The organism is Eggerthella sp. (assembly GCF_048329335.1).
Classification (GTDB): domain Bacteria; phylum Actinomycetota; class Coriobacteriia; order Coriobacteriales; family Eggerthellaceae; genus Eggerthella; species Eggerthella lenta.
In genome coordinates, this window is the sequence record NZ_DBFEGU010000302.1 from 1 (window position 1) to 24,769 (window position 24,769).

A 24,769-nucleotide genomic window follows, 5' to 3' on the forward strand; every position below is an offset into this window, starting at 1 on the left:
GATGCGCACCGTGCCGCGCGCGGGCCGGTAGTACTGGGCGATGAGGTTGAGCGCCGTGGACTTCCCGCACCCCGAGTCGCCCACGAGCGCGGTCAGCTTGCCGTCTTCGCACGTCAGGCGCAGCCCCTCGAACACCGGCTCGCCCTTGCAGTAGGCGAACCCGACGTCGGCCAACTCGATGCGCGATCCCGTCGCCGGCAGCGCGTCGAAGCTGCCCGCCTCCTCCGGCTCGTCCACCACCGCCTGGATGCGGCGCTTCGCGATCATGAGGTTCTTGTAGGCCGTCAGGTTCACGAAGATGCTGTTCCACACCTTGTTCATGAACAGCGGCAGCATGATGATCAGCAGGTACGGAACCGCGCCCAGCGCCCCGTCGAGGTACGCCGCGCCGCACATGAGGAACAGCAGCGGCTGGCACAGCCCCACGATGATGGACATGACCGCGCCGAGGGGGATGAGGGCCGCCTCGTACCAGAAGCTGACGTCCGAGTACTCCCGCATGCTGTCCACGATGGCCTCGTTCTTCACGCCGCCGATGCCGTAGGCGCGCAGCGTCTGCATGCCGGTCACGTGCTCGACGGTGCGGCTCGTGTTCGCGGCGCAGATGTCGCTTTTGCGGGTGCCGTAGCGTCGCACCTGGTGCCACGACAGCGCCATCGCGGGCACGATGAGCGCGAACGAGAGCGCCACGACCGCGCCGGCCGGCAGGTAGAGCCAGCAGACGAAGCCGGTGAGCATCACGGCCAGCGTGATGTCTTTGACGACGGATCCGGTGCGGTGGGTGAGGATCTGCTCGTAATCGTTCACGTTCGCGGTGAGCGCGTTGAGGTAGTCGCCGCTCGACCGCTCGGTGAACCGCGCGAGGGGGATGCGCTTGATCTTGTCGCCCAGGTACTGGCGCAGGTTGCGGCTGACCTGCGCCCCGCCGATCTGCCCGCGCACGTAGCCGTAGCCGTAGATGAGGAGCCGCAGCACGAACACGAGCGCAAGGGCGCCGGTGAATCCCAGCAGGGTGCCGAAGTCGGCCGCGCCGCTGAACACCTGCTGCATCACCAGGAAGATGAGGCCGAAGTTGCAGCCCGACAGCAGTCCCTCGATGACGGTGCACGCCACCGAGACGGAGAAGTCGCGGTTCTTCGCGAACACCGAGGTCGAGGCGGAGGCGGAGGCCGGGGCCGGGGCCGGATCCAGGGTCGGGCTCGAGGGCGCTTGCGCGGGCGCCGACGATGCGCCCTGCGGCTGCGCGGCGGCACGGTGGACGGAATCGCTTGCGGCGCGCTGCCGCGGCTCCGCTTCCGCCGCCGCGGCGCCGAACCCGAACGTGATGCGGCGCGTCCGCTCGTAGTCCGCCCATGCCTTGCGGTAGTACGGGCACGCGGCAAGCACCTCGTCGTGCGTCCCCACGGCCGAGATGCCGCCGTCCTCCACCACGGCCACGCGGTCGCAGGTGCGCACCACGCCCAGGCGATGCGCCACGATGACCACCGTGCGGCCCGCGCAGAGGTTGGCGATGGCCTCGTCGATCTGCACCTGGTTCTCGGGGTCGGCCGCGCTGGTGGCCTCGTCGAGGATGAGCACGGGCGCGTCCTTGAGGATGGCGCGGGCGATGGCGATGCGCTGGCGCTGCCCGCCCGACAGGCGCTCGCCCAGCGTGCCGATCTCGGTGTCGTAGTCGCGGGGGAGCCCCATGATGAAGTCGTCGATGCGCGCCTGCCGCGCCGCTTCGCGCACCTCGTCCAGCGTGGCGCGCTTGCCCATCCGGATGTTCTCGAGGATGCTGCCGCTCGTGAGGAACGTCTTCTGGAACACCACGGCCACGTGCGCCAGCAGGTCGTCGTAATCGAGGTCGCGCACGTCCACGCCACCGATACGCACCGTGCCCTCGGTCGCATCGTAGAAGCGGGACACGAGCTCGACGATGGTGGTCTTCCCCGCGCCGCTGGGCCCCACCACGGCCAGGCGCTCGCCCTGCTGCACGGCGAGGTTCACGCCGTGCAGCACCTCGCGCGTGCCGTCGTAGCTGAAGCGCACGTTCTCGAGCCGCACGTCGCTCTTGGCGGGAAACGGCGCGCCGCCGGCGAAGGCGGGCAGGTCCAGCAGCTCTTGCGCCTTGATCGCCCCGCTTTTCACCTGGGCGTACTTGCTGCCGATTTCCTGAAGCAGGCGAATTTCGGTCAGGTAGAGCGACCCGACGAACGCGAACAGCAGAAACGTGCTGCCCGAGATGGCTCCCGTGGAGAACAGGAAGCCGCCGAGCGGCACCATCACGAGCATGCCGCACTCGATGATGATGACGAACGCCGCGAAGCCCGGACCCGTTTTCCGCGCGATGTCGCACCACACGGCGTGCTCCTCGTCCACGGCGGACTGGAAGCGGCGAAACGACTTCGAGCCCATGTTCAGCGCCTTGATGACGCGCATGCCGCGCACGTACTCCACCATCACCGCATTCATCCGCGACAACGCCGCGCTCGCGCGCGGCATCACGCCGGCCATGCGCTTGAAGATGACGCCCATCACGACGAACGCCGCCGCGAACGGCACGAGCGTCGCCAGCGCCAGCGGCACGTTCACCGAGCACAGGAAGATGAACGCCGCGACGGGGCCGGTCAGGTACATGATCGCCTCGGTGATGTTGTGGGCCAGGAACAGCTCGAGCTTCTCGATGTCGTCCGACAGGACGGTTTTGATGGAGCCGGTCGACCGCTCGTCGAGCTGCCCGAGCGGCGCGTGCGCCAGATGGTCCACGACGCGGCACCGCACGCGGAACAGCGTGTTGTACGCGCCCTTGTGCGACAGCGCGCCCGCGCATCCGAAGCACGCGTACTGGATGCACACGCCCACCGCTACGACGAGCGCGTTCGACGTGATGACCTCCCACGTGCAGGTCCCTTCGTAGGCCGCCTTCATGATCTCGTACACGCCGTAGTACGGCACCATGGCCATAAGCCCCGAAACGAACGCGAACACGACGGCCGCGATCAAGTACTTCCGGTCGGGTCCCGCCCACTTCAATATCAATCTGATCGGACTGTTCATGCAGACTCCTTGCACCTGTGACATATCGTTCGGCTGCAAGGATAGAACACGCGAAAAGGAAGTTTGCCCACTGCAACTTCGCGCGTCCGATGCAACTCAACCGCCGTCCGATCGTCGTACCGAAGCGTTCCGTCACCGGCAACGGAGACGCCGCGATTCGAGGACGATCGCCCATCTTTTCCTTGACAGAGTTAACCGTGTATGACATTATTCGTAACGTCGTTATCGATAACATTGTTATTGATGAGAAGGGATCAGGATGTGAAGCAGGTTGAGGAAACGCGCGGTCTCGTGCTGCAAAGCGCGCAGCGAGAGTTTCTGGACAAGGGATACGAGAAGGCGAGCCTGCGCAGCATCGCGCAGAACGCCGGCGTGACCACCGGCGCGCTGTACGTGCGCTTCCCGAACAAAAGCGCGCTGTTCGCCGCGCTGGTCGAGCCCGTATCCGCGCACCTGCTCGGGCTCTTCCGCACGGGCAACGACCAGGGGTTCGAGCAGCTGGACGAAGGGCGCCCCGAAGACATGTGGAGCACCTCCGAAGACGTGATCACCCGCATCGTCGACTACATCTTCGAGCACAAGGAGCCGTTCGACCTGCTGATAAACCACGCGGCGGGAAGCGGCTACGAGCATTTCCTCGACGATCTCGTAGAGGAAGAAGTCAGCCAATCGCTCGCCTACCTGGACGCCATGCGCGAGCGCGGCCTTGCCTGCGCGAGCCCGTCCCACGACGACCTCCATGCGCTCGTGAGCGCGGAATACTACGCATTCTTCGAAATCGTTCGCCACGACACCTCGAAAGAGGACGCCGTTGCGCGCATCAAACTCATCGTCGACTTCTTCCGCCCCGGCTGGGAGAACCTCTTCGGCGGGTGATGCCGTCTTTCCATGACCACTAGTTAGCTCAAACTAACAAAAGCAGTCCGCTCGAACACCCGCGCACGACGGGCCTTCCTTCGTGCGCCCGATTTCCACCAGCCCGGCCCGACGGGCCCACCCGAAAGGAGAGCAGCATGAGCACCGAGAAAACCATCGACACCACCCGAGGCGCACGCGGGCGCGCCTCCAAGAAGAGCATCGCAACCCGCGACGTCATGACCGTCGCGGCCATGATGGTGCTGACGTTCCTCGTATGCATGGTCACGGGACCCCTGACCATGCCGTTCCCGTTCGTGTATCTGTACCTGTGCGCCGGCATCCAGATGTTCCTCTGCGCGACGTTCTACCTCGTCGTGGCGAATCGCCTGAACAAGCATGGCGTCTTCCTCGTGTGGGGCATCGTGTACGGCACGGTGCTCGCGCTTTCAGGCTACGTGTTCCTGCTTCCCTACTTCGCCGGCGTCGCGGCGATCTGCGAGCTGGCCATGATCGGCAAGGATGCGTACCGCAGCCCCGTGCGCAACACCGTCGGCTGGACCATCTGGGCGGTCGGCATGGTCATCGGCAATGCCGTGCCCGTCTGGGCTGCGTGGGACGCCTACGTGGCGAAAGCGACGACCGACGGCTTCACCGCCCCGGTTCTGACCATGCAGCTCGACCTGCTGTCGAACCCGCTGCACCTGCTGGGCGCCTGCGCCATCACCGCCGTGCTGGCCGTGCTTGGATGCCTGTTCGGCAACCGCCTGCTCAGGAAGCACTTCAAGAAGGCGGGTATCGTGAAATGAGCGGCGCCGTGCACCCTGCCGCGCCAGCCGAGGCCGCTCTGAGCGCGCCGACCCGTCGGGACGGGGCAACCCGGCAGCACGCCCGCATCCGCGAGGTCAACGTCCTCTCGTTGCTCGCGATCATCGTGTGCACGTGCGCCGTGACCTTCCTGTCCACCAGCACGATGCTGCACGTCGCGTTCACCTGTGCCCTTTTCGTGCTCATGGCCGCGATGGGCTTCGCAAGGGCCGGCGCCGGGTTTCTGCTCGCGTTCGCGGTGACGCACGCATGGCTCGCCCTCAACGTGCGTTTCGACATCGGGTTCCCCTCGCCCATGGCGTTCACCTTCGTCCTGGAGATGCTACCCCTCCTCATGCCGGTGTACCTGCTCGTGCAAGCTCCCTCGGGAAAGCTGATGGCAAGCTTGCGCCAGCTGCCCATCCCCTCCCCCGTGCTGCTCGCCGTCATCGTCATCCTGCGCTTCATGCCCACCATGCTGTCCGAGCTGGCCGACGTGCGCGACGCCATGCGCACCCGCGGCTTCCTCCGCTCGCCGGCGCACGTCTTGGCGCATCCGCTCGCAACGCTCGAGTTCGGCGTGGTGCCCATGGTGTTCCGCTCGCTCACCATCGCCGACGAGCTGGCTTCATCCTGCATCGTGCGCGGCATCGAGAGCCCCTGCGCGAAGCAGAGCTACTATGCGCACGGCATGCGGATCGGCGACGGAGCGCTCATGGCGGGGTTCGCGATCGCCTCGATCTTGATCGTGGTGGGGTGAGCGACATGATGCCGAACCACGACCCGCAGGCGCCGGCCATCGAACTCGCGCACCTGACCTTCGCCTACGAAGGCTCCGCTCCCCAGCTCGAGGACGTGAACCTGACCGTCCAACCCGGCGAGGTGGTGGTGCTCACCGGGCCCTCGGGCGGAGGCAAGAGCACGCTGACCCGCGTGGTCAACGGCCTGGTGCCGTCCTTCTACGAAGGCGAGCTGACCGGGACGGTGCGCCTGTTCGGGCGCGAGGTCGACGACATCCCTTCGTGGGAACGCGGGCTCGCGGCGGGCAACGTGTTCCAAGACCCCCGCAGCCAGTTCTTCGCGAACGAGGTGGCGGGCGAGATCGCGTTCGGGTGCGAGAACTACGGGCTCGATCACGAGCTGATCGTCGAGCGCGTGCACGGGGCGGCAAGCGAGCTGGACATCGCCCCCTTGCTCGAGGAGAAGGTGCGCCTGCTGTCGTACGGCATGCGCCAGCGCGTGGCCATCGCCTCCGCGAAGGCCATCGACCCGCCCCTCTACGTCATGGACGAGCCCTCCGCCAACCTCGACCACGAGGCCACCGAGCAGCTCGGCAACCTGATACGCGCGCTCAAGCAGCAGGGAAAGACCGTGCTCCTGGCCGAGCATCGCCTGTACTATCTGCGCGGCATCGCCGACCGCATCGTCTACCTCGCCAACGGCCGCATCGCCGACTCGTTCACGCCTGCGGAACTCGTCGCCCTCGACCCCGCGCGCATCGAGGCCCTCGGGCTGCGCAGCGCGAACCTCGAGGGCCTGACCGCACCTGCCAGGAAACGGACCTGCGCGGCCCCGCACGTGCCGCCGCTGCTCGAAGTCGAGGGGCTGCGCAAGTCCTTCGGCGAGCGGATCGTGGCCGACGGTGTGAGCTTCGCCTGCCGCCCCGGCGAGATCGTCGCCGTGGTGGGCCCCAATGCCACCGGGAAGAGCACGCTGGGAAAGCTGCTCGCCGGCCTCGTGAAAGAGGACGGCGGCACCGTGCGCGTGGAGGGGAAGAAGCTCGCGTCCGGACGGCGCCGAGGACGCATATGGTACATCATGCAGGATCTGGACAGCCAGCTGTTCGGCGAAAGCGTGCGCGACGAGCTGCTGTGCGGGCAGAAGGCAACGCCCGAGCGGACGGCCCGCGCCGACGAGGTGCTCGATGCGCTGGGCCTGGGCGCGCTTGCCGACCGCCACCCGGCAACGCTTTCGGGAGGGCAGAAGCAGCGGCTCGCCCTGGGCGTCGCGCTCATGCACGACGCCTCCGTCATCGTGCTCGACGAGCCCACGAGCGGTTTGGACGGAAAGAGCATGCGCTCCGTCGGCAGGCAGATCGAGAAGCTCGCGCACGAGGGCCGCGTCATCCTCATGATCACGCACGACGTGGAGTGCGCGGTTGCCACGTGCGACCGCGTCCTGCACCTGCGCGACGGGCGGGTCGCGCAGGACGTCCCCCTCCGCGACGCCGAAGAGCTGCTCGCCGCCATGCGGTGACCGCGCCATCCGATTCCAACGCCCCTACCCCATCGAGAAAGGGGGTGCGACCATGCACCCGGAAGAGAACGCCCGCACCCAGAAACGCCCCGAAGCCGAGCAACCCGCCAAGCGGCGCTCCGGCATGGCCTACCTGCTCCACCTGGCAGGACGCTACCGCCTTCATCTGGCGCTGTCTGCGCTGTTCAGCGTGATGAGCGCCCTGTGCTCCTTCGTGCCGTTCGTCATGGTGTACCAGGTGCTGCTGTTCCTCATCGAGGGGAACGCCGACGCGGGCGCGGCGCTCCAGTACGGCATCATCGCCGCCGTGGCCATCGTGGGCAAGTTCGCGTTCGCCATCGCCTCGGGCGCGTGCTCGCACATCGGGGCCTTCAACACCCTGTACCAGGTGCGTGCGCAGATCAGCCGGCACATCGCGAAGGTCAACCTCGGGTTCTTCGATCAAACGACCTCGGGCGCTCTCAAAAAGGTGATCATCGAGGACGTCGAGCGCATCGAGAAGTTTCTCGCCCACCAGATCCCCGACATCGTCGCCGCCGCCTGCACGCCCGCCATCATGTTCTGCTACCTGCTCACCTTGAACGTGCCCATGGCTCTGGGCATGCTGGTCCCCGTGGTGCTGGGCGTTGCCGTGCAGCTGTTCGCCATGGCGGCCACCGGCAAGCAGATGCCCACGTACCACCGGCTGCTCGCCAAGCTCAATGCGGCCATCATGCAGTTCATCAACGGCATGCCCGTGATGAAGGCCTACCGTCTGGACGCGAAAGGCTACCGCGAGTACGCCGACGCCGTCACCGAGTACAACGAGTTCTGGAAGCAGTGCACCAAGAGCCAGGGCTACTCCTACGGCGTGTTCGTGGCCATCGTGGAAAGCGGCATCCTGTTCGTGCTGCCTTTGGGCGGCGTGCTGTACCTGCAGGGCTCCCTTTCGGCCGCCGACTACCTGTTCTTCATGATCATGAGCATGGTGTTCCTGTCCAGCCTCCTGAACCTGCTCACGTTCGCCATGACGTTCAACCAGATCATGAGCGGCATGGAGCGCATACAGGACATCATGGACCTGCCCGAGGCTTCCGAAGGCACGCTCGCGCTCGATCCGGCGAAACCGCACGCGGTGGCGTTCGATCACGTCACGTTCGGCTACGGCGCCGCCGAGACCAACGCGCTCACCGACGTCAGCCTCGATCTGCCCGCCGGCAGCCTGACCGCGTTCGTGGGCCCCTCGGGCGCCGGCAAGACGACCGCAGCCCAGCTCATCCCCAAGTTCTGGGAAACGCGCCAAGGCGCGGTGCGCATCGACGGGCATGCCCTGTCCGAACTGCGCACCGACAACCTCATGGATCTGGTGTCCTTCGTGTTCCAAGAAGCCTTCATGCTCGACGACACCCTGTACGAGAACATCAGGCTCGGCCGACCGAACGCCACGCGCGAGCAGGTGGAGGCCGCCGCGCGGGCCGCGCAGATCCACGACACGATCGAGGGCCTGCCGAACGGCTACGACACGTTGCTGGGAGAGAACGGCGTCAAGCTGTCCGGCGGCGAGCGGCAGCGCGTGTGCATCGCTCGCGCCATCTTGAAGGATGCGCCCATCATCGTGTTCGACGAAGCCACCAGCTTCACCGACATCGAGAACGAGCACCGGATCCAGCTTGCGCTCTCGCACCTGCTGACGAACAAGACCTGCATCATGATCGCCCACCGCCTGCACACCATCGTGCATGCGGACCAGATATGCGTGTTCGACCACGGCCGCCTGCGAGAACGAGGAACGCACGATTCCCTGATCAAGCAAGACGGCGCCTACGCCCGCATGTGGGACGCCTACACGCACCGCACGGAGAAGAAGGAGTCGCTGGCATGATAACGCTCATCAAAACCGTCCGAACCGTAGCGGGCGACAAAGCCAAGACCCTCGTGCTGCCCATCGCGCTTTCCTGCGCGGACTCGCTTTTGCACATGGGCATGTTCGCCGTCATGATCGCAGCCATCATCAACCTCGTCGCCGGCGCGTTCAACGCCGAGCTGCTTGCGTTCTACAGCGGCGCGCTCGTCGTGCTGTTCGTCGTGCGCGCCGCGCTGTACGTGACGAACTACGCCCAAACGCAGTTCCGGGGCGCGGACATCACCGCCGACCTGAGACTCTCGATCGGCAACCACCTGCGCAGGCTGAACCTGGGGTACTTCGACAAGAACAGCATCGGCCAGCTCGCATCGGTTCTCACCACCGACGTGAGCGACTTCGAGCAGACCATCACCACCTCGCTGGCGAGCTTCTTCAAGGTCGTCTGCTTCAGCGTGCTCGCATGCGCGTTCGCCTTCGCCATCAACTGGCTCTACGGGCTGATCATCCTCGCGATCGTCGTCGCCTCCCTGCCGCTTGCGCGCCTGGGCGGGCGCGCGGCAAGCAAGGGCGGCGTCCGCTATCGCGAAAGCGTCCACGCGGTCATATCCCGCATCATCGAGTACATCAACGGCATCAAGACGTTCAAGCTCTACAATCTCACCGGCCGGCGCTTCGAGCGGCTCGACCGCAGCTTCGCCGATTTGAAGCGCGAATCCATTCGCATGGAGCTGTCCATCATGCCGTTCTCGGTGCTGTTCTCCGTGGCCACCTCGCTCATCGTTCCGCTCGGGCTCGTGGCGGGCACGCTCATGTTCATGGACGGCCAGCTCGACGCGCCCCGCCTCATCGCGGCGGTCATGATCGCCGTATCCATCTCCAGCATGATGACCACGCTCGGCGTGATCTACCCCGAGCTGAACTACCTGGCCAAAGCGGCGGAGGGCATCGAGCGAATACAGGCCGAACGCCCCCTTGCGTACCGCGACGGCAACCCCCGTTTCACGAGCTTCGACGTGCGGTTCGACGATGTGCGGTTCGGATACGCCGACGGCAAGGAGGTGCTGCACGGGGTGACGTTCACGGCGCAGCCCGGGACGCGCACCGCGCTCGTCGGACCTTCGGGCAGCGGGAAGACCACCGTCATCAGCTTGATCTCGCGGTTCTGGGATGCGAGCAGCGGCAGCGTGCGCGTAGGCGGGCACGAGGTGCGCGATATCGCGCCCGACGCGCTGGCCGAGCAGGTGGCCGTCGTGTTCCAAGACGTGTACCTGCTCGCCGATACCGTGGCGAACAACATCCGCGTGGGCAAGCCGGATGCGACGCAGGAGGAAGTGGAAGCGGCCGCCCGCGCCGCGCACTGCCACGACTTCATCGAGGCGCTGCCGCAGGGCTACGACACCCTGGTGGGCGAAGGCGGTTCCACGCTTTCCGGCGGCGAGAAGCAGCGCATCTCCATCGCGCGAGCGCTCATCAAGAACGCTCCCATCGTGCTGTTGGACGAGTCGACCTCGAGCCTGGACGCCGACAACGAGCACGAGATCAACCGGGCGCTCGACGTGCTCATGGCGGACAAGACCGTCATCGTCATCGCCCACCGCCTGGACACCGTGGAGCGCGCCGATCAGATACTGGTGCTGGACGACGGTCGCGTACGCGAGCGGGGCACCCACGACGAGCTGCTCGCGCAGGGCGGCTGGTACGCCCACGCCATCGCCGAACAGGAAAAAGCCCGCAGCTGGACGGCATAAGAAGCACAGGAAAGCGGGGGGGGGCAAAGCGCCGCGCTCCCTCGGCAACCCTCGTATCACCCCTTCGCCAACAGCTCTCTCACCGCTTGCAGGTCGCCCTCCACGACGGCTTCGGCGGCTATGCGGCCGGCTTCCACGCGAACGGCCTTGTCGCAGGCTTGGCCGATGAACTCCAGGTCATGGGTGACCACGAGCACGGCGCGGCCCTCGTCGGCCAACCGGCGCACGAGCGCCGCCACCGTGCGCATGCTGCCCAGGTCGAGCCCGCTCGTGGGCTCGTCGAACACGAGGAGGCGCTTGCCGGTGGCGATGCAGGCCGCCACGGCGAGGCGCTGCTTCTGGCCGCCCGACAGCGTGGCGGGGTGGCGCTCGGCGTACGCCGCCAGCCCCAGGCCGTCGAGCACCTCGTCCACGCGCGCGGCGTCGGGCGCCTCAGCGTCCGTCAGCCCGAAGCTCACTTCGGTGCGCACGCTGTCGGCGAACAGCTGGTAGTTCACGTCCTGGAACACCATCGAGCAGGCGCGCAGGCGTTGCTTGGGCCCTGCGGGTTCACCGTCGATCGTCGTCGTGCCCGCGCTTTCCCGATGCAGCCCCACGATGGTGCGGCACAGGGTGGACTTCCCCGCGCCGTTGGCGCCCACGAGCGCCGCCACTTCGCCCTCGCGCAGGTCGAGGTCGACGCCGTGCAGCACCTCGCGCTTGCCGTACGAGGCGTGCACGCCGCGCAGGCGCACGAGGGGCGCCCGCGGCTCGCGCGCATCGCCCGGCGCCCGCCGCTCGCGCGCCCGCTCGTCGGCCAAAGCGCGCACCCGCAGCCCCAGGTCGCGCACCTCCGACGACGGCAGCGCCCGAAACGTCGCGCCGTCGAAGCGCCGCGCGATGCGCCCCTCCTCCATGACCACCACCTCGTCGGCCACGTCGGCCAGCCACCACAGGCGATGCTCGGCCACGAGCACGGCCGCGCCCTGCGCCTTCGCGTCCAGCAGGTAGCGCCGCAGCGCCGCGATGGCCGCTTCGTCCAAGTTCGACGTCGGCTCGTCCAGCACGAGGTTCGCCGGATGGGGCGCCCACGAGCTGGCGTACGCGATGCGCTGCTTCTCGCCGCCCGACAGCGAAAAGATGCTGCGGTCGGCCAGCTCCTCCAACCCCAGCTGGCGGATGGTATCGTGCGTGCGCTCGCGTATGCGCTCCTCGGGCCACGCCATGCTCTCCAGCGAAAACGCCACCTCGCCCGTGGAATCCACGTTGAAGAACTGCGTGCGCGGGTTCTGGAACACCGAGCCCACGCATGCGGCCACCTCCCAGCTTTCGAGGTCGGCCACGTCGCGCCCGTCCACCAGCACGCGTCCCTCGAGCGTCCCCGGGAAGAACGAGGGCGCCAACCCGTTCGCCAGCCTCGTCACCGTGGTCTTGCCGCAGCCGGACGCGCCGCACACGAGCACGCACCGGCCCGCCTCCACGCGCAGGTCGATGCCGCGCACCCCCTCGGGCGCGCCCGCGCCTTCCGCAGGCGCGCGGTACGCGAAGCTCACATCGTCAAACTCGATCATCGTCTCGACCTCACTTCCCCACGCCCAACAGGCTGCACGCAAGCGCCGCCACGACCACGGCCACGCCGGCGGCCACCAGCAGCCCGTCGGACGCGCGGAACTCGATATGCGTGTAGCACGTGCGCTGCGCCGGGTTCTCGATGCCGCGCGCCACCGAGGCCATCGACAGCTCGTCGGCCACGTTCGACGCGCTCATCATGAGCGGCACGTACAGGCACTCCACCGTCATGCCCGGTCGACGCAGGAATCCGGCCAGGCTGGCGTTCACGCCGCGCATGCGCATGGCGTCCGAGATGAAGCGCCAGTCCTCGCGGATGGCCGGCACGTAGCGCAGCATCACGGCCAGCGGGATGGTCACCTGGCGTGGCACGCGCATGCGCGAGAACGCGCTCATGAACTCGTTCACGTGCGTCGTGGACACGATGACGGCCGCCAGAAGCCCGCACGGGAACACCTTGCGCACCAGCATGAAGAACGACGACAGCATCGTTTTCAGCACGCCGGTGTCCAGCTGCGCCGTGGCCAGCATGCACGCCATCATCACCGCGTACAGCCCCAGCATGCCCAGCGCGAGCCGCCCCTTCCCCAGCGCGATGCCCAGCGCCACGCTCAGCAGCATCAGGAGCGCCTCGAACCACAGCCCGGGCGACAGGAACACCGCGACGGCCCACAGCAGAAGCAGCGCAAGCTTGGCCCGCGGATCGGGCCGGAACGCGCGATCGATCATGCGGTGACGCCCGCCTTCTCGAACTGCTTCTTCAGCAGACGGCGACCCACCAGCGCGCTCACCAGGGCGCACACCAGCGTCAGCGCGATCATGCCCGGCAGCACCCAGCCCGCGCCCGTGGACACCATCGTGTCGAGGTACGCCTGCTCGGTGCCCTTCCCGGCCAGGTAGGAGGTGTAGCCCGACGGATCGATCCACAGCATGAGGTAGGACCCCATGGGGTTGAGCGAGAACACGAGGAAGCTCACGAGGTTGAGGTTCTTGTTGCGGAACCGGCCCGCGCCGGCGATGAGGTCGGCCACCACGCCCAGCACGACGAGCGCTACCGCCCACAGCCAGTACATGCCCGTCACGAACATGATGAGCCCCTCCACCACGCCCAGGATGATGATGGGGCCGTGCTTGGGCACCTTCGCCACCAGCAGCAGGTAGATGGGGCCGGTGAGCAGGGCCGCACCCGCCGGCATGAGGAACGTCAGCACGGGGTTCGGGGCGAACAGCATGCTGCCCACCATCATGAACACGAAGTACAGGGCGATGAACACGCCGCACGTCACCAGGTCGCGGGCGGTGAGCCCCTTCTTGTCGGATTGCATGGCTGAACGCATGACAGACCTCCTTCTGATTCATTTTCATGCGGAAAAGATAGCCTCGGTTAACAATGGTGTATCATACGCGGAGGGGCGGAAACGACGTCGCGCATGCGCGCCCGCGCGTCCGAACGTCGCACCGCCGCGTCCGATCGTCGCACGCGGCACGCCCCTGCGGCGCACGTCCCTGCGGCCGACCGCCGCGCCGCCGCGAGCAACCGCATGAAGGAGCAGAACCCATGGAGCACCGCCCGCCCTCGCACGACATCATCCACGCCCCGTCGCTCGAGCAGATCGGCTTCGAGGAATATGAGCCGCCGGAGGGCTTCTGCCCCCTGTGGCGCTCGTACCGGGGCGAAGGCGAAACGTCCGGCAGCTTCCACATCCTCGCACCCTCCGATCGCTGGCAGATCGCCATCCACGACTTCACGCTGCTCCACGACACCGTCATGGAGTTCGAGCTGCCCGAATACCTGAGCGTGGCCTGGTACGAGTCCATTTCGGGAGAGGAGTTCACGCCGTATCGGCGGCTGCGGGCGAAAAGCATCTGGGGATTCTACAGCGGCGACGGGGGCTGGCGCGGGCTCGTGCACGGCGGCGTGCCCGTGAAGGCCGTGTCCATCGAGGTGCGGCCCGAGATGTCGCGCGCGTACCTGGAGCGCGAGTACGACGGGCAGTTCGAGCGCGTGCGCGACGCGTTCGCCTCGCTGAGCGACGACGGCGACTCCCCCGAGCTGCGCGCGCTGCTGGCCGGGCTGTGGCCCCGCCCGGGCGACGAGCATCGCAGCCAGCTGTATTACGAGGGCAAGGTGTTCGAGGCCATGGGGCTCATCGTCGAGCGCACGAAAGCGCGCCGGGACACGTCGGGACGCGCCGTCGCGCCCGAGGACCGCGAGCGCATCCAGGCCGTGGCGCTGTACATCGACGACCACTGCGCGAGCGCGCTCACGGTGGACGACCTCGCGCGGGCCGCATGCATGAGCCCCACAAAGTTCAAGGAGTGCTTCAAGGCGGTGACCGGCTCCACGCTCACGCGCTACGTGCAGAGCCGCCGCATCAGCCAGTCCGAGGGGCTGCTGCGGATGCCCGACCTGTCGATCGAGCAGGTGGCGCACGCGGTGGGCTACACGTGCGCCAGCCGTTTCAGCGAGCTGTTCTGCCGCGAGACCGGCCTGCTGCCCAGCGAGTACCGCCGGGGACTGGAGCGGTAGGAGGCGCGGCGGCCGGGGCGGAGCCGCTAGGACGCCGCGGGCATGGGCGCGTCCTCCGCGGGCGCAGGAGCGACCGCGTCGTCGCTCGCGATCCGCCAGCCCTCGGCGCGCCGGCGGATCTCCACGAAGCGGCGGTACGTGCCGCCCTCGGCCATGAGCTGGTCGTGCGTGCCCCGCTGCGCCACCGTGCCGCCGTCCACCACGAGGATCTGGTCGGACGCTTCCACCGTGGCCAGGCGGTGCGCGATCACCACGACGGTCTTGCCCGCCGTCAGCTGGCCGATGGCCTGCTGGATGAGCTGCTCGTTCTCCGGGTCGACGCTGGCGGTGGCCTCGTCGAGGACGACGATGGGCGCGTCCTTCAGCAGCGCCCGCGCGATGGAGATGCGCTGCTTCTGGCCGCCCGACAGGCTGCTGCCGCCCTCGCCCACCACGGTGTCGTAGCCCTGCGGCAGCTCCTCGATGAAGCCGTGGCAGCACGCGCGCTTCGCGGCGGCCACCACCTCGTCGTGCGAGGCGCCGGGGCAGCCGAACGCGATGTTCGCCTCCACCGTGTCGTTGAACAGGTACACGTTCTGGAACACCATCGAGAAGTTCGCCAGCAGGCTGTCGCAGGTGAACTCGCGCACGTCGTGGCCGCCCACCCGCACGCTGCCGGCGCTCACGTCCCAGAAGCGCGCCATGAGGTTCGCGATGGTGGTCTTGCCCGAGCCGGACGGGCCCACGATGGCGCACGTGGTGCCCTCGGGTATGGCGAAGCTCACGTCGTGCAGCACCGTGCGCGCCTCGGGACCTTCGTCGTAGGAGAACGCCACGTCCTCGAACGCGATGTCGAAGCGGTCGAGGTCGAGCGCGCGCCCGTCCTCGTCGATGAAGCGCGCCTGCTCGATCTTGTCGAGGCGGTCCAGCACGTCGTTCAGGTCGCCCAGCATGTGCGCCGAGTCGGCCACGCCCTCCACGCCGCCGAAGATGGTGAACGAGAGCAGGGCGATGGCCAAGAACATCCACAGCGGCAGCGTCCCGCCGAGGCACGCCCAGGCCGCGAAGCCCACGAGGGCCACGCTGGCCAGCTTGAGCGCCACGAGGTGCGCCACGTTGAACGGCGTGAAGCCGAACTCCACGTCGACGCGGGCCTTCTTCGCCTGGGCGCACGCCGCGTACATCGGCTGCAGCGCGGAGCTGCCGCGGCCGTACGACTTCGCCGTGCCCAGCCCGCGCGCGAACTCCACGATGGCGCCGGACAGGCGCTCGGAAGCCTCGTGCGTGGCCGGCGTGAGCTTCCGGCTGCGTCGGTTGATGCCCGCCAGCGCGAGCGCCGACAGCCCCACGCCCGCCAGCGCCGCCAGCGCGCAGCGCCAGTCCATCACGGCCAGAAACGCGATGACGGCCGCCACCGACACGTAGCCGTTCACCACGGCGTCGATCATCTTCATGCCGTTCAGCTCGAGCATGCCCAGCTCGGTGGTGGTGGTCGCGAGGATGTCGCCCGTCTTCATGCGGGAGAAGTAGCCCAGCGGCACGCGCTTGAGGATGGTGCCGATGCGGATGCGCACCTCGGGCGCCACCTCGTAGCCGATGCTCTCCTGCAGACGGTTCTTGCCGTACGAGAACGCGAACCGGGCGGCGATGCACGCGACGATGGCCGCCAGCGACAGCCACACCGCCGACGGGTCGAGCGTCGAGACGCCGCGCGCGTCGTCCACCACCTGCGCGAGCATCCACGCGGCCAGCATCACGGGGGCCGCCGTGGCCCACGTCATGAAGAACGAGCACACGCAGCCCAGGTACAGGTTGCGCCGGTACGGTCCCGTCCACGCGATGATGCGCTTGAGCGCTTTAAGCATCGAGGGCCTCCTTTCGGGAAACGGCAGACCACGCCTTCGCGCACACGTGAGCCTGCCACATGGACGCGTAGAGCGGGCAGGCGGCAAGCAGCCGGTCGTGCGTGCCGTGCGCGACGATGCGCCCGTGATCCACCACCGCGATGTCGTCGGCCGCCGCCACGGTGGACAGGCGGTGCGCGATGACCAGCAGGGTCTTGCCGCGCGTCAGCCGGGCGATGGATTGCTGGATGCGCTCCTCGTTCTCCGGGTCGGTGAAGGCCGTGGCCTCGTCGAGCACCACGATGGGCGCGTCCTTGAGGATGGCGCGGGCGATGGAGATGCGCTGGCGCTCGCCGCCCGACAGCGCGTGCCCCGCCTCGCCGGCCGGCGTGTTGTAGCCATGCGGCAGGCGGCCGATGAAGTCGTCGCAGCAAGCGGCGCGCGCGGCGGCCAGCACCTCGTCGTCGGTGGCGTCGGGCTTGCCCATGCGGATGTTCTCGCGAAGCGAGCAGTCGAACAGGTAGTTGTCCTGCGCCACGAAGCTCACGAGCTGCGACAACTGGTCCAGCGGCATGTCGCGCACGTCCACGCCGCCCACGCGCACGGCGCCCGCGCCCACATCCCAATGCCGCGCGATCAGGCGCGCCAGAGTGGACTTGCCCGAGCCCGACGGCCCCACGAGCGCGCAGAACGACCCGCGCGGCACGCGCAGGCTCACGTCGTGGAGCACCTCCTCCCCGCTCTCGTAGGAGAACGACACGTTCGCCAACTCCACGCCCTCGTCGCGCACGGCCGCGCGCTGCGCAGGCTCCGGCAGCTCGGGCAGGTCGAGAAACTCGCTCGCGTCGGCCACGGCGTACTCCATCGCCTTCGCCTCGTTGAGGAACGATGACAGCTTCATGAGCGGCGCCACCACCGCCAGCGCCAGCACGAACTCCAACCCCAGCTCGGCCGGGGTGACGTCTCCCGCCAGGTACAGCGCCAGCCCGACGGGCAGCACGCCCAGCAGCGTGGTCGGCAGGATGGAGAACGCGAGGTTCATGCTGACCCAGGTGGCCTTGAACCAGCCCAGGGTGAAGTCCTTGAACGAGCGGACGGCGTTGGCGTACTTCTGGTAGGAGTTCGAACCCTGGTTGAACGCCTTGATCACCTGGATGCCCTCCACGTACTCCACCATCACGCTGTTCACATGGTTGCCCTCGGCCATGTAGGCGGCGTACATCCTGTTGTACGCCGCCAGGCCGCTTGCGAACACGACCAGCCCGATGGGCACGGTGACCAGGCACGCAAGCGCGATGCGCCAGTCGATGAGTGCCATCCACACCGCGATGGCAGCCGCCAGCAGCACGTTGCCCGAAAGCTCGGGGATCATGTGCGCCAGCGGCACTTCCACGCCCTCGATGCGATCGACGAACACGTTTTTGATCTGGCCGATGCTTTTCGACGCCGCGGTGCCGAGGGAGGTCTTCATGAGCTTCTCCACCACGTCGTCGCGCAGCGATTCGAGGATGGTGTACGCGGACACGTGCGAGAGCAGCGTCGATGCGCCGAACAGCACCTTCGACGCCACGTAGCCCGCCGCGGCCGCGCCCACCCAAGCCAGCACGGCACCGCCGTCGGGCGCGGGGGCGATCACCTCGTCGATGATGCGGTACACCGCGTAGAACGGCACGAGCCCGGCCGCCACGCTGGCCACCGAGCACAGCAGCGAGACCGCCATCTTCCCCCGGCAGCGGCCGGCGTACGAAAGCAGCACGGCCAGCCACGATGCCTTCGCGGGCGTTTCTGTCACAGGAGCCACCAAAACCACCTTCTCAGTTGGGAATGCGAACGCTCCTGACTATACGGCTCCCAGCAGGCACGTTCCGCTCCATCAAGCCAGCCCTGTTCCAATCAGGTGGGAAGTTATCTAAGACTTACCTCTCTCTACGGCGCGAGACATCCGATAGGCACAACATGCACACCGTCCAAACGCGTGTAAGCGAACCCTCCAGTACCCACCACCACAGCGAGGAAAGCGGGGGCATCGATACCTCCCGCTTCCATCTTTCTAGCGAAACGAATCAAGTTCGCAGCCGCTTCATCCTCTTGATCGGCCCCGAGCTTCACTTCGATAGCGGCATAGCCCCCGTTGTCGAGCTCGATTATCGAATCGATCTCCAAGCCCGAATTGTCACGGTAATGGCACAGCTGACCCCCCAGGCTCTGCGCGTACACATGCAAGTCGCGCGCCGCCATGGTCTCGAAAACGAACCCGAACGTGTTCAAATCGCTCTTGAGCTTATTCGGCCCCGCCTTCAAGCTTGCAGCCGCAAGGGAGGGGTCGGTAACGTGGCGTTTGGGCGTGGTTCGCAGGCGCGTTGCCGAACGCAATTCCGGCCGCCATGCAGGCTGCTCCCATATCATGTAGATGCGCTGCAAATAATCAACGTACGCGAGAACTGTCGATCGCGACAATCCGTTCGCATCGACGCTCGAAACGTCTTTCTGAATGGTGGACATGCTCGTCATGGTGGCCGTATTGCGAGATAAGGAGCGCAGCAGCACCTCAAGCTTGGCAGGCGAGTACCGCACGCCTTCAAACTCCACATCCTTGCCGCCGACGATGCTTTTTATGTATCGCCGCGCGATGAGAGCACCGTCCCCCGGATCAAGGCCAACGGCGCGGGGCCATCCACCGCGAACAGCCAATGCGATGATGTCGTCAAGTTTATGGGAAGAGCGCCCTCGTATCTTTTTCCCGGGATTGTCGAAAAGCTCCTCGAGCGACACTTCGGCCGTCGAGTCGCCCGACTCGAACAGGGTCATCGGCCGCATATCGATGCTGACGATTCGCCCGGTTCCGCTGTGCACGGTGTCCTTGAGAAGCGGTTGCGCCGAACCAGTGAGGATATACCGACCAGGCTCGGGCGCACGATCCACCGAGGCGCGTACCGCATCCCATACGCCTGGCGCAGCCTGCCACTCATCCACAAGGAGCGGATGGTCGCCTTGCAGCACGGAATCCGGATCGAGCCGAGCAAGTCGACGCGTCACGTAGCCATCCGAGGGGTCGGCGATGTACACCTCGTCGACGCTCTGATTGAGTCCTGCCCATGTTTTGCCGCACCACTTCGGCCCACGTATCTCCACGGCACCGAACAACTTGAGGCAACGCGCAAGTTCTGCATCGATAACGCGAGGTCTATACCCCGTGGGTGTGAGCGTCATGGAAATCCCTCCGAAACCGACGGCAATCAAGTATTTCGCAATGAGTATATCATACAAATAGCAAGTTACAAATCAGTCAAAAAGCAACTTGTTATCGCGCTATCGCACGTACCTTGCGCGGTCGCGGCGGTGGACGGTGGGGGTTTGGCCGATCACGGCCTTGAAGGCGGCGGTGAACTTGGAGGGGCTGTCGTAGCCCACGGCCAGGCCGATGTCGGCCACGCGCAGGTCGGTTTCGCGCAGAAGCGCGGCGGCGCGCTCCATCCGGAAGGTGCGCAGGTACGCGTACGGCGGCAGGCCGTACACCCCCTTGAAGCAGGTCTTGAACGCCGTGGGCGGCAGATCGAAGCGGTCGGCCAGCTCGTCGATGGTGTGCTCGACGGTGAGGTCGGACACCATGAAGTCGCGCGCCGCCTTCACCTTCTCCACCTGCGCGCGGTAGAAGTACGGCCGACGCTCGCGCACGGGGCCGGGATCGAGCACCTGCAGGAACAGCAGCAGCTCCAGCACTTTGAGCTGGAAGTACGTCGCGCGGATCTCGTCGGGCACGGAGTACAGCTCGCAGAAGATGTGCTCCGCGCCCGGTGCGTCGTGCATGATGAAGGGGTCGCCGCCGCGGCAGAAGCGATCGCGCAGCGCGCGCAGATCAACCGGGAACCCGCCGAGCGCTTGGGCGATGGAGCGCTCGGCGCGGGCGAGGTCGAAGGACACGGTGATGCCGCGGTAGTGACCCAGCGGCAGGACGAACATGCCGGTATGGCGGGAGCGGTCGTCTATCTTGAGGTCGCCGGACGCCACGTAGGAGTAAGCGCCGCCCGCGACGGGCTGCTCGATGCGCCCCTCGCGGCAGTGGTCGATGCACAGCATGTCCGGGCCGGCCACGAACCCCGAATCGTACGCGTCCAGCCGGAAGTCGTTGAACGAGAGTCCCACGCCGTCGAACACCTGGCAGAAGGCCATGGATCCCTCGCCCGTGTCGTTCTTCACACGGAGCACGGCCCCTCCCGGCCGCTCCTCCACGACGCCTTCGCCACCCGCCATCACGCACGACAGCACATCGCCCGCCTCGCCCATCGATCAGCCCGCCTCCAATTCGTACGCGAAATCGCAGCTGCGGCTGAGGAATTCGCAGTCGTGCGTGACCACGACGATGCAGATGTTCCGTTCAGCCAGCCCTTTCACCAACCGGCTTACCTCAACCATATGCCCGAAGTCAAGCCCGCTCGTCGGCTCGTCCAACAGCAGCACCTCCCGCCCGGCGAGCAGGGCGCAGGCCACGGCCAGCCGCTGCTTCTGGCCGCCGGACAGCGCCATGGGGTGGCACGCCTCCAGATGCTCCAGGTCGAGGGCCGCCAGCACTTCGTCCACGCGAGCCGCGTCGACGCCGCCCGCCGACAGCTCGCACTCCCCGCGCACGCTGTCGCTGAACAGCTGATGGTTCACGTCCTGCATGACGAGCGAGCACCGGCGGCGGCGCGCGCGGGCATCGAGCGGTGCGCCGTCGAAGCGCAGCTCCCCCTCCGTCGCGCGCTCGAGGCCCGCCATCGCGCGCACGAGCGTCGACTTCCCCACGCCGTTCGCGCCCGTCACGCCCACCACCGCGCCGCGCGGGACGTCGAAGCTGACCGGGGCGAACACGCGTCGCTTCTTGCGCAGGCTGGCGAAACCGCGCAGCGACAGCCCGCGCTCGAGCGCACCCGTCGCGCACGCGGGGGCCGCCGGGCACGTCACGGCCATCGCGACGGCGGGGTCGACTGCGCGCAGGCCCAGGCGGGCGCGCTCCTCCTCCGACAGCGCGCGCAAGTCCTCGGGCGAGAACTCGCGCGCGACGCGGCCCCCTTCGATGAGCACCGCGCGATCGATGAGATCGGCCACGAAGTACAGCCGGTGCTCGGCGACGATCACCGTCTTGCCGCGCGCGAGGATGGCGGCGATCTGGTCGTGCAGCACGCGGATCGCGCGCGCGTCGAGGTTCGCGGTGGGCTCGTCCAGCACGTACACGTCGGGGTCCATCACGTCCACCGAGGCGAACACGAGGCTCTGCTTCTCGCCGCCCGACATCTTCGTCACGCCGCGGTCGAGCAGGTGCTCGACGTGCAGCGCCCCCACCGTCGCCCGGATGCGCTCCTCGATCGCGTCGGCGTCGACCCCCGCCGCCTCCAGGCCGAACGCCAGCTCATCGTTGGAGGTGAGGTTGAAGAACTGCGATTTCGGGTTCTGGAACACGCTGCCCACGTGCCGCGCGAGCTCGTGCATGGCGCAGCGCGCCGGATCGAAGCCGCACACCTCCACCTCGCCCGTGCGCTCGACCCCGGGCTCGAATTGCGGGATGAGGCCGTTGATCAGCTTCGTCACCGTGGTCTTTCCCATGCCCGAGCGCCCGCACAGCAGCACGCATTCGCCACGGCGCACGGTGAGGTCCACGCCGTCCAGGATGAGCGCGTCGCCGGCCCCGCGGCAGGACGCATCGCGCTGGCGGACGACGACCGGCGCCTCGTCGCCGCGCGCCGCGGCGCGCCCGCCGCCGCGCGCCTCAGCGCACTGCCGAGCCGCCGCCATCAGTACGCCCCTCCCCACAGCGCCACGACCACGACCGCCGCCGCGGACGCCGCGAGCACCGCCCAATCGGCGGCGTGCATGCGCAGCCGCTCGGTGTCGGTAGAGCGCACCGGGTTCTCGATGCCCCGGCAGGTCGCGGCGCGCGACAGCTCGTCGGCCGTGGTGGTGGCCGACATGATGAGCGGCACCACGAAGCATTCCAGCCGCTCGGAAGCGGGGATGTCGCGCAGGCGCATGGCGTCGCGGATGTGCGCCATCTCGTCTTTGAGCGCCGGGAAGTAGCGCATGGTCACCGTGAGCGGGATGAGCACCACCTGCGGCACGCGCAGGCGCTCGAGCGCGGCCGTCAGACGGTGCACCGAGCATTCGGCCACCAGCAGCGAGCCCACCATGAGGCACAGGAAGATCTTGCGCGAGAACGTGAAGCTGATGGTGAACATGGTGGCTGCAACGCCTCCGACGTGCGGGAACACGAGGTTGAGCACCGCCCACAGCACCGCGTAGCCGCCCGCGAACGCAAGCGCCATCCTCACGTGCCCCGTCAGCGCCTGCAGCAGCGCCACGCCCAGCACGAGGCCCAGCTCAACCGTGAGGCTCTTCGACATGAAGGCCACCACCGACGCCGCCAGCAGCACGCCCATGATGGTGCGCGGGTCGAGGTCGAGCACGCCGGAGCGCGGCGCCCGGCCCAGCACGCGACGATCCTCGAGCGCGTAGGTGGCCTGCATTAGACGAGCCCCGCCTTCTCGAAGTGCTTCTTGAACAGGCAGCGCGCGATATACGCGCCCGCGAGGCCCGCCACGATGGTGACGGCGAACATGGCGATCAGCATCGGCGTCGTGGACAGCGCGTCAAGCGACGCCAGGTAGTCGGCGCCCATACCCTGCTCGGCGATCTGGGAGACGAACGAGTCGTGGAACACCCACAGCGGCAGGGGGCTTCCGCACATGCCCAGGCCGAACACCGCGTACGCCACCGCGTTGCCGAGGAAGCTGCGGTAGCGCGCAACCGCGCGGATGACCTCGGCGACAACGCAAGATGCCGCCATCATGGCCAGGATGAGCGGCGTGAACATGCCCGTCGCGAAGTAGATGAGCGCCACGATGAGCCCCATGATGACGACGGCGCCGGGCTTTTGCACCTTCGCGCACATGAGCATGAACGGGATGCCCGCGAACAACCCGTCGAGCGCCGGCATGAACACCCACAGCGCCGGATGGATGCCACCGCACAGCATGAACACGAACTGGATGACGAAGTAGATGGCCGTGAAGATGCCGATGTTGATGAGGTCGCGGCCCTTGAGCACCTTCCCCTCGCTCGGGGAAGGTGCCGGGCTCGCCGTCGATGCGACGCTGCTTGCCATGAAGGTCTCCTTACTTGTTAGCCAAGGGTTACTTATATCGGAGACAGTATGCGGCAACGGGGCAGACGGTTCTAGTCCGATCGGGCAGCGCTGTTCCATTCGGACGGGAAACTTTCGCGCGTCATGGTGCGCGCCTGCTCAAGCCACGTGCGGCGGTCGGCCGGCGTGCTGTCGGCAACGACGCGGAACATAACCCGATCGAACGTGGTCACGCCGCAGAAGTCGCAGATGCAGTCGCGCCACAGCCGCTGCAGCGGATCGCCGAAAGCTTCGAGCTCGCGCGCTTCCGGCGTGTTCGACGTGTTGAACACGAGCACCGCGCGGGCTTTCAGCAGGCCGATGGGCAGGCCGCCGCCGGAATCGCCCTCGGCGAACCCGTAGGCCACGCCCTCCCGCAGCACGCGGTCGACCCATCCCTTGAGGATGGCGGGCGGCTGCCCCCACCAGTTGGGATGCACGACGACGATGCCGTCGGCCTCCTTGATCTCGCGTTGGTGCAGGGCCGTCAGATCGTCGGCCGGCACATCGCTGACCAGCTCGGACGGGGGAATCACCGGGTTGAAGCCCTCCGCGTGCAAATCGTGGAACGCCACCGCATGGCCGTCCTCCTCCAGCGTTTGCACCACGGTCTGGGCGATGGCCGCGTTGAAGCTGCCGTCGTAGGGATGCCCCAGGATGACCGAAACGTTCATGCCGTCCTCCGGTAGATGGCGCAGTTGTTGGGGGTTTCGTACAGGTCCACCTGGGACACGGGGAAACCCTGCTCCGTCAGCCGGTCGCAGACGTAGCGCGCCAGGTTTTCGGCGGTGGTGCGGAAGGGCAGGACGGTCAGGCTGAAGCCCTCGGCCTCGAGGGCGGCCAGCGTCGTCGCGGCCAGCGAGCCCTCTTCCACGAGGAAGGTGTGGTCCAGCTCTTCGGCCAGGTCGCGCACCGCGCGCTTGAACACGCCGAAATCAACCACCATGTCCTTCATCGTGCCGTCGGCTTGCAGGTCGGCGACCTCGAGGTACACCACCGCTCTCCACCGGTGGCCGTGCAGGTTCTCGCACTTGCCGTAGTAATCGGTCAGGAAGTGGGCCGAGTCGAAGCTGGCCTCGGTTTTCAATCCGTACATGATGGCTCCTTTGCATGGCCGCTGTGTTCGCCGTCATGATAGCACACTCCCACGGTCGCACCCCACCTGTG

Annotated in this window: 20 protein-coding genes; 7 read left to right on the plus strand and 13 right to left on the minus strand. The window is 67.2% G+C overall.

The features are described 5' to 3' along the window. Nucleotides 1-3,039, minus strand: a 3,039-nt coding sequence (locus ACMO6A_RS09520; protein WP_418471161.1) for an ATP-binding cassette domain-containing protein, incomplete at its 3' end; no start/stop codon positions are given. Between the two features lie 261 nt (nucleotides 3,040-3,300). On the opposite strand from ACMO6A_RS09520, the gene ACMO6A_RS09525 reads away from it, so the two are divergent. The 6 genes from ACMO6A_RS09525 (at nucleotide 3,301) to ACMO6A_RS09550 (ending at nucleotide 10,548) form a co-directional block, all read left to right on the plus strand. Then, nucleotides 3,301-3,915, plus strand: coding sequence for a TetR/AcrR family transcriptional regulator (locus ACMO6A_RS09525; RefSeq protein WP_009305934.1), 615 nt, complete (start codon nucleotides 3,301-3,303; stop codon nucleotides 3,913-3,915). Nucleotides 3,916-4,052: 137 nt separating this feature from the next. Beyond that, nucleotides 4,053-4,703, plus strand: coding sequence for an MptD family putative ECF transporter S component (locus tag ACMO6A_RS09530; protein WP_009305933.1), 651 nt, complete (start codon nucleotides 4,053-4,055; stop codon nucleotides 4,701-4,703). Then, complete coding sequence (locus tag ACMO6A_RS09535; RefSeq protein ID WP_009608071.1) at nucleotides 4,700-5,461, plus strand: energy-coupling factor transporter transmembrane component T; 762 nt, start codon at nucleotides 4,700-4,702, stop codon at nucleotides 5,459-5,461. Before ACMO6A_RS09530 ends, ACMO6A_RS09535 begins: the two co-directional genes overlap by 4 nt. 5 nt (nucleotides 5,462-5,466) lie before the next feature. After that, the gene (locus tag ACMO6A_RS09540; protein WP_009305931.1) at nucleotides 5,467-6,957 is read left to right on the plus strand and encodes an ABC transporter ATP-binding protein; all 1,491 of its coding nucleotides are present in this window, start codon (nucleotides 5,467-5,469) and stop codon (nucleotides 6,955-6,957) included. Nucleotides 6,958-7,009: 52 nt separating this feature from the next. Then, nucleotides 7,010-8,818: an ABC transporter ATP-binding protein gene (locus ACMO6A_RS09545; RefSeq protein ID WP_015759917.1), complete on the plus strand. Its 1,809-nt coding sequence runs from the start codon at nucleotides 7,010-7,012 to the stop codon at nucleotides 8,816-8,818. Then, complete coding sequence (locus ACMO6A_RS09550) at nucleotides 8,815-10,548, plus strand: ABC transporter ATP-binding protein (RefSeq protein ID WP_009607971.1); 1,734 nt, start codon at nucleotides 8,815-8,817, stop codon at nucleotides 10,546-10,548. Before ACMO6A_RS09545 ends, ACMO6A_RS09550 begins: the two co-directional genes overlap by 4 nt. 56 nt (nucleotides 10,549-10,604) lie before the next feature. Here ACMO6A_RS09550 and ACMO6A_RS09555 read toward each other — a convergent pair whose 3' ends face one another. The 3 genes from ACMO6A_RS09555 to ACMO6A_RS09565 are packed head-to-tail and all read right to left on the minus strand — an operon-like array spanning nucleotide 10,605 to nucleotide 13,433. Further along, entirely contained in the window at nucleotides 10,605-12,098 is a 1,494-nt protein-coding gene (locus ACMO6A_RS09555) for an ABC transporter ATP-binding protein (protein WP_009608063.1), read from the minus strand. A 10-nt stretch (nucleotides 12,099-12,108) separates the two neighbouring features. Next, complete coding sequence (locus ACMO6A_RS09560) at nucleotides 12,109-12,825, minus strand: energy-coupling factor transporter transmembrane component T (protein ID WP_009305927.1); 717 nt, start codon at nucleotides 12,823-12,825, stop codon at nucleotides 12,109-12,111. Beyond that, the gene (locus tag ACMO6A_RS09565) at nucleotides 12,822-13,433 is read right to left on the minus strand and encodes an MptD family putative ECF transporter S component (protein ID WP_009305925.1); all 612 of its coding nucleotides are present in this window, start codon (nucleotides 13,431-13,433) and stop codon (nucleotides 12,822-12,824) included. The genes ACMO6A_RS09560 and ACMO6A_RS09565 overlap by 4 nt, the downstream gene beginning before the upstream one ends. 221 nt (nucleotides 13,434-13,654) lie before the next feature. Here ACMO6A_RS09565 and ACMO6A_RS09570 point away from each other — a divergent pair, with 221 nt between their 5' ends. Next, entirely contained in the window at nucleotides 13,655-14,626 is a 972-nt protein-coding gene (locus ACMO6A_RS09570; protein ID WP_114558045.1) for a helix-turn-helix domain-containing protein, read from the plus strand. Nucleotides 14,627-14,652: 26 nt separating this feature from the next. Here ACMO6A_RS09570 and ACMO6A_RS09575 read toward each other — a convergent pair whose 3' ends face one another. The 9 genes from ACMO6A_RS09575 to ACMO6A_RS09615 all read right to left on the minus strand — a co-directional run bounded on the left by ACMO6A_RS09575 (nucleotide 14,653) and on the right by ACMO6A_RS09615 (nucleotide 24,698). Then, complete coding sequence (locus ACMO6A_RS09575) at nucleotides 14,653-16,470, minus strand: ABC transporter ATP-binding protein (protein ID WP_009305920.1); 1,818 nt, start codon at nucleotides 16,468-16,470, stop codon at nucleotides 14,653-14,655. Further along, nucleotides 16,463-18,250, minus strand: a complete 1,788-nt coding sequence (locus ACMO6A_RS09580) for an ABC transporter ATP-binding protein (protein WP_114558044.1) — start codon at nucleotides 18,248-18,250, stop codon at nucleotides 16,463-16,465. The genes ACMO6A_RS09575 and ACMO6A_RS09580 overlap by 8 nt, the downstream gene beginning before the upstream one ends. Nucleotides 18,251-18,375: 125 nt before the next feature. Continuing rightward, nucleotides 18,376-19,659, minus strand: a complete 1,284-nt coding sequence (locus ACMO6A_RS09585) for an ATP-binding protein (protein WP_009305917.1) — start codon at nucleotides 19,657-19,659, stop codon at nucleotides 18,376-18,378. A 99-nt stretch (nucleotides 19,660-19,758) separates the two neighbouring features. Beyond that, on the minus strand, nucleotides 19,759-20,733 hold the full coding sequence (locus tag ACMO6A_RS09590; protein WP_009305916.1) for a helix-turn-helix domain-containing protein: 975 nt from the start codon (nucleotides 20,731-20,733) through the stop codon (nucleotides 19,759-19,761). Nucleotides 20,734-20,736: 3 nt separating this feature from the next. Continuing rightward, complete coding sequence (locus ACMO6A_RS09595) at nucleotides 20,737-22,218, minus strand: ABC transporter ATP-binding protein (RefSeq protein ID WP_418471162.1); 1,482 nt, start codon at nucleotides 22,216-22,218, stop codon at nucleotides 20,737-20,739. Next, complete coding sequence (locus ACMO6A_RS09600) at nucleotides 22,218-22,946, minus strand: energy-coupling factor transporter transmembrane component T (RefSeq protein ID WP_009305913.1); 729 nt, start codon at nucleotides 22,944-22,946, stop codon at nucleotides 22,218-22,220. Before ACMO6A_RS09600 ends, ACMO6A_RS09595 begins: the two co-directional genes overlap by 1 nt. Then, a complete protein-coding gene (locus ACMO6A_RS09605; RefSeq protein ID WP_009608046.1) occupies nucleotides 22,946-23,584 on the minus strand; it encodes an MptD family putative ECF transporter S component in 639 nt (212 codons plus the stop codon). The genes ACMO6A_RS09600 and ACMO6A_RS09605 overlap by 1 nt, the downstream gene beginning before the upstream one ends. Nucleotides 23,585-23,655: 71 nt before the next feature. Continuing rightward, complete coding sequence (locus ACMO6A_RS09610) at nucleotides 23,656-24,276, minus strand: NAD(P)H-dependent oxidoreductase (RefSeq protein WP_009305909.1); 621 nt, start codon at nucleotides 24,274-24,276, stop codon at nucleotides 23,656-23,658. Continuing rightward, nucleotides 24,273-24,698, minus strand: coding sequence for a 6-pyruvoyl trahydropterin synthase family protein (locus ACMO6A_RS09615; protein ID WP_009305907.1), 426 nt, complete (start codon nucleotides 24,696-24,698; stop codon nucleotides 24,273-24,275). The genes ACMO6A_RS09610 and ACMO6A_RS09615 overlap by 4 nt, the downstream gene beginning before the upstream one ends. Nucleotides 24,699-24,769: the final 71 nt, after the last annotated feature.

Excerpts from the sequence above, each read along its gene's own strand:
- ACMO6A_RS09555 (WP_009608063.1), bottom strand. The coding sequence starts at position 12,098 with ATGATCGAGTTTGACGATGTGAGCTTCGCGTACCGCGCGCCTGCGGAA.
- ACMO6A_RS09575 (WP_009305920.1), bottom strand. The coding sequence starts at position 16,470 with ATGCTTAAAGCGCTCAAGCGCATCATCGCGTGGACGGGACCGTACCGG.
- ACMO6A_RS09610 (WP_009305909.1), bottom strand. The coding sequence starts at position 24,276 with ATGAACGTTTCGGTCATCCTGGGGCATCCCTACGACGGCAGCTTCAAC.
- ACMO6A_RS09585 (WP_009305917.1), bottom strand. The coding sequence starts at position 19,659 with ATGACGCTCACACCCACGGGGTATAGACCTCGCGTTATCGATGCAGAA.
- ACMO6A_RS09570 (WP_114558045.1), top strand. The coding sequence starts at position 13,655 with ATGGAGCACCGCCCGCCCTCGCACGACATCATCCACGCCCCGTCGCTC.
- ACMO6A_RS09560 (WP_009305927.1), bottom strand. The coding sequence starts at position 12,825 with ATGATCGATCGCGCGTTCCGGCCCGATCCGCGGGCCAAGCTTGCGCTG.
- ACMO6A_RS09530 (WP_009305933.1), top strand. The coding sequence starts at position 4,053 with ATGAGCACCGAGAAAACCATCGACACCACCCGAGGCGCACGCGGGCGC.
- ACMO6A_RS09550 (WP_009607971.1), top strand. The coding sequence starts at position 8,815 with ATGATAACGCTCATCAAAACCGTCCGAACCGTAGCGGGCGACAAAGCC.
- ACMO6A_RS09590 (WP_009305916.1), bottom strand. The coding sequence starts at position 20,733 with ATGGGCGAGGCGGGCGATGTGCTGTCGTGCGTGATGGCGGGTGGCGAA.
- ACMO6A_RS09535 (WP_009608071.1), top strand. The coding sequence starts at position 4,700 with ATGAGCGGCGCCGTGCACCCTGCCGCGCCAGCCGAGGCCGCTCTGAGC.
- ACMO6A_RS09565 (WP_009305925.1), bottom strand. The coding sequence starts at position 13,433 with ATGCGTTCAGCCATGCAATCCGACAAGAAGGGGCTCACCGCCCGCGAC.
- ACMO6A_RS09540 (WP_009305931.1), top strand. The coding sequence starts at position 5,467 with ATGATGCCGAACCACGACCCGCAGGCGCCGGCCATCGAACTCGCGCAC.
- ACMO6A_RS09595 (WP_418471162.1), bottom strand. The coding sequence starts at position 22,218 with ATGGCGGCGGCTCGGCAGTGCGCTGAGGCGCGCGGCGGCGGGCGCGCC.
- ACMO6A_RS09600 (WP_009305913.1), bottom strand. The coding sequence starts at position 22,946 with ATGCAGGCCACCTACGCGCTCGAGGATCGTCGCGTGCTGGGCCGGGCG.
- ACMO6A_RS09615 (WP_009305907.1), bottom strand. The coding sequence starts at position 24,698 with ATGTACGGATTGAAAACCGAGGCCAGCTTCGACTCGGCCCACTTCCTG.
- ACMO6A_RS09605 (WP_009608046.1), bottom strand. The coding sequence starts at position 23,584 with ATGGCAAGCAGCGTCGCATCGACGGCGAGCCCGGCACCTTCCCCGAGC.
- ACMO6A_RS09545 (WP_015759917.1), top strand. The coding sequence starts at position 7,010 with ATGCACCCGGAAGAGAACGCCCGCACCCAGAAACGCCCCGAAGCCGAG.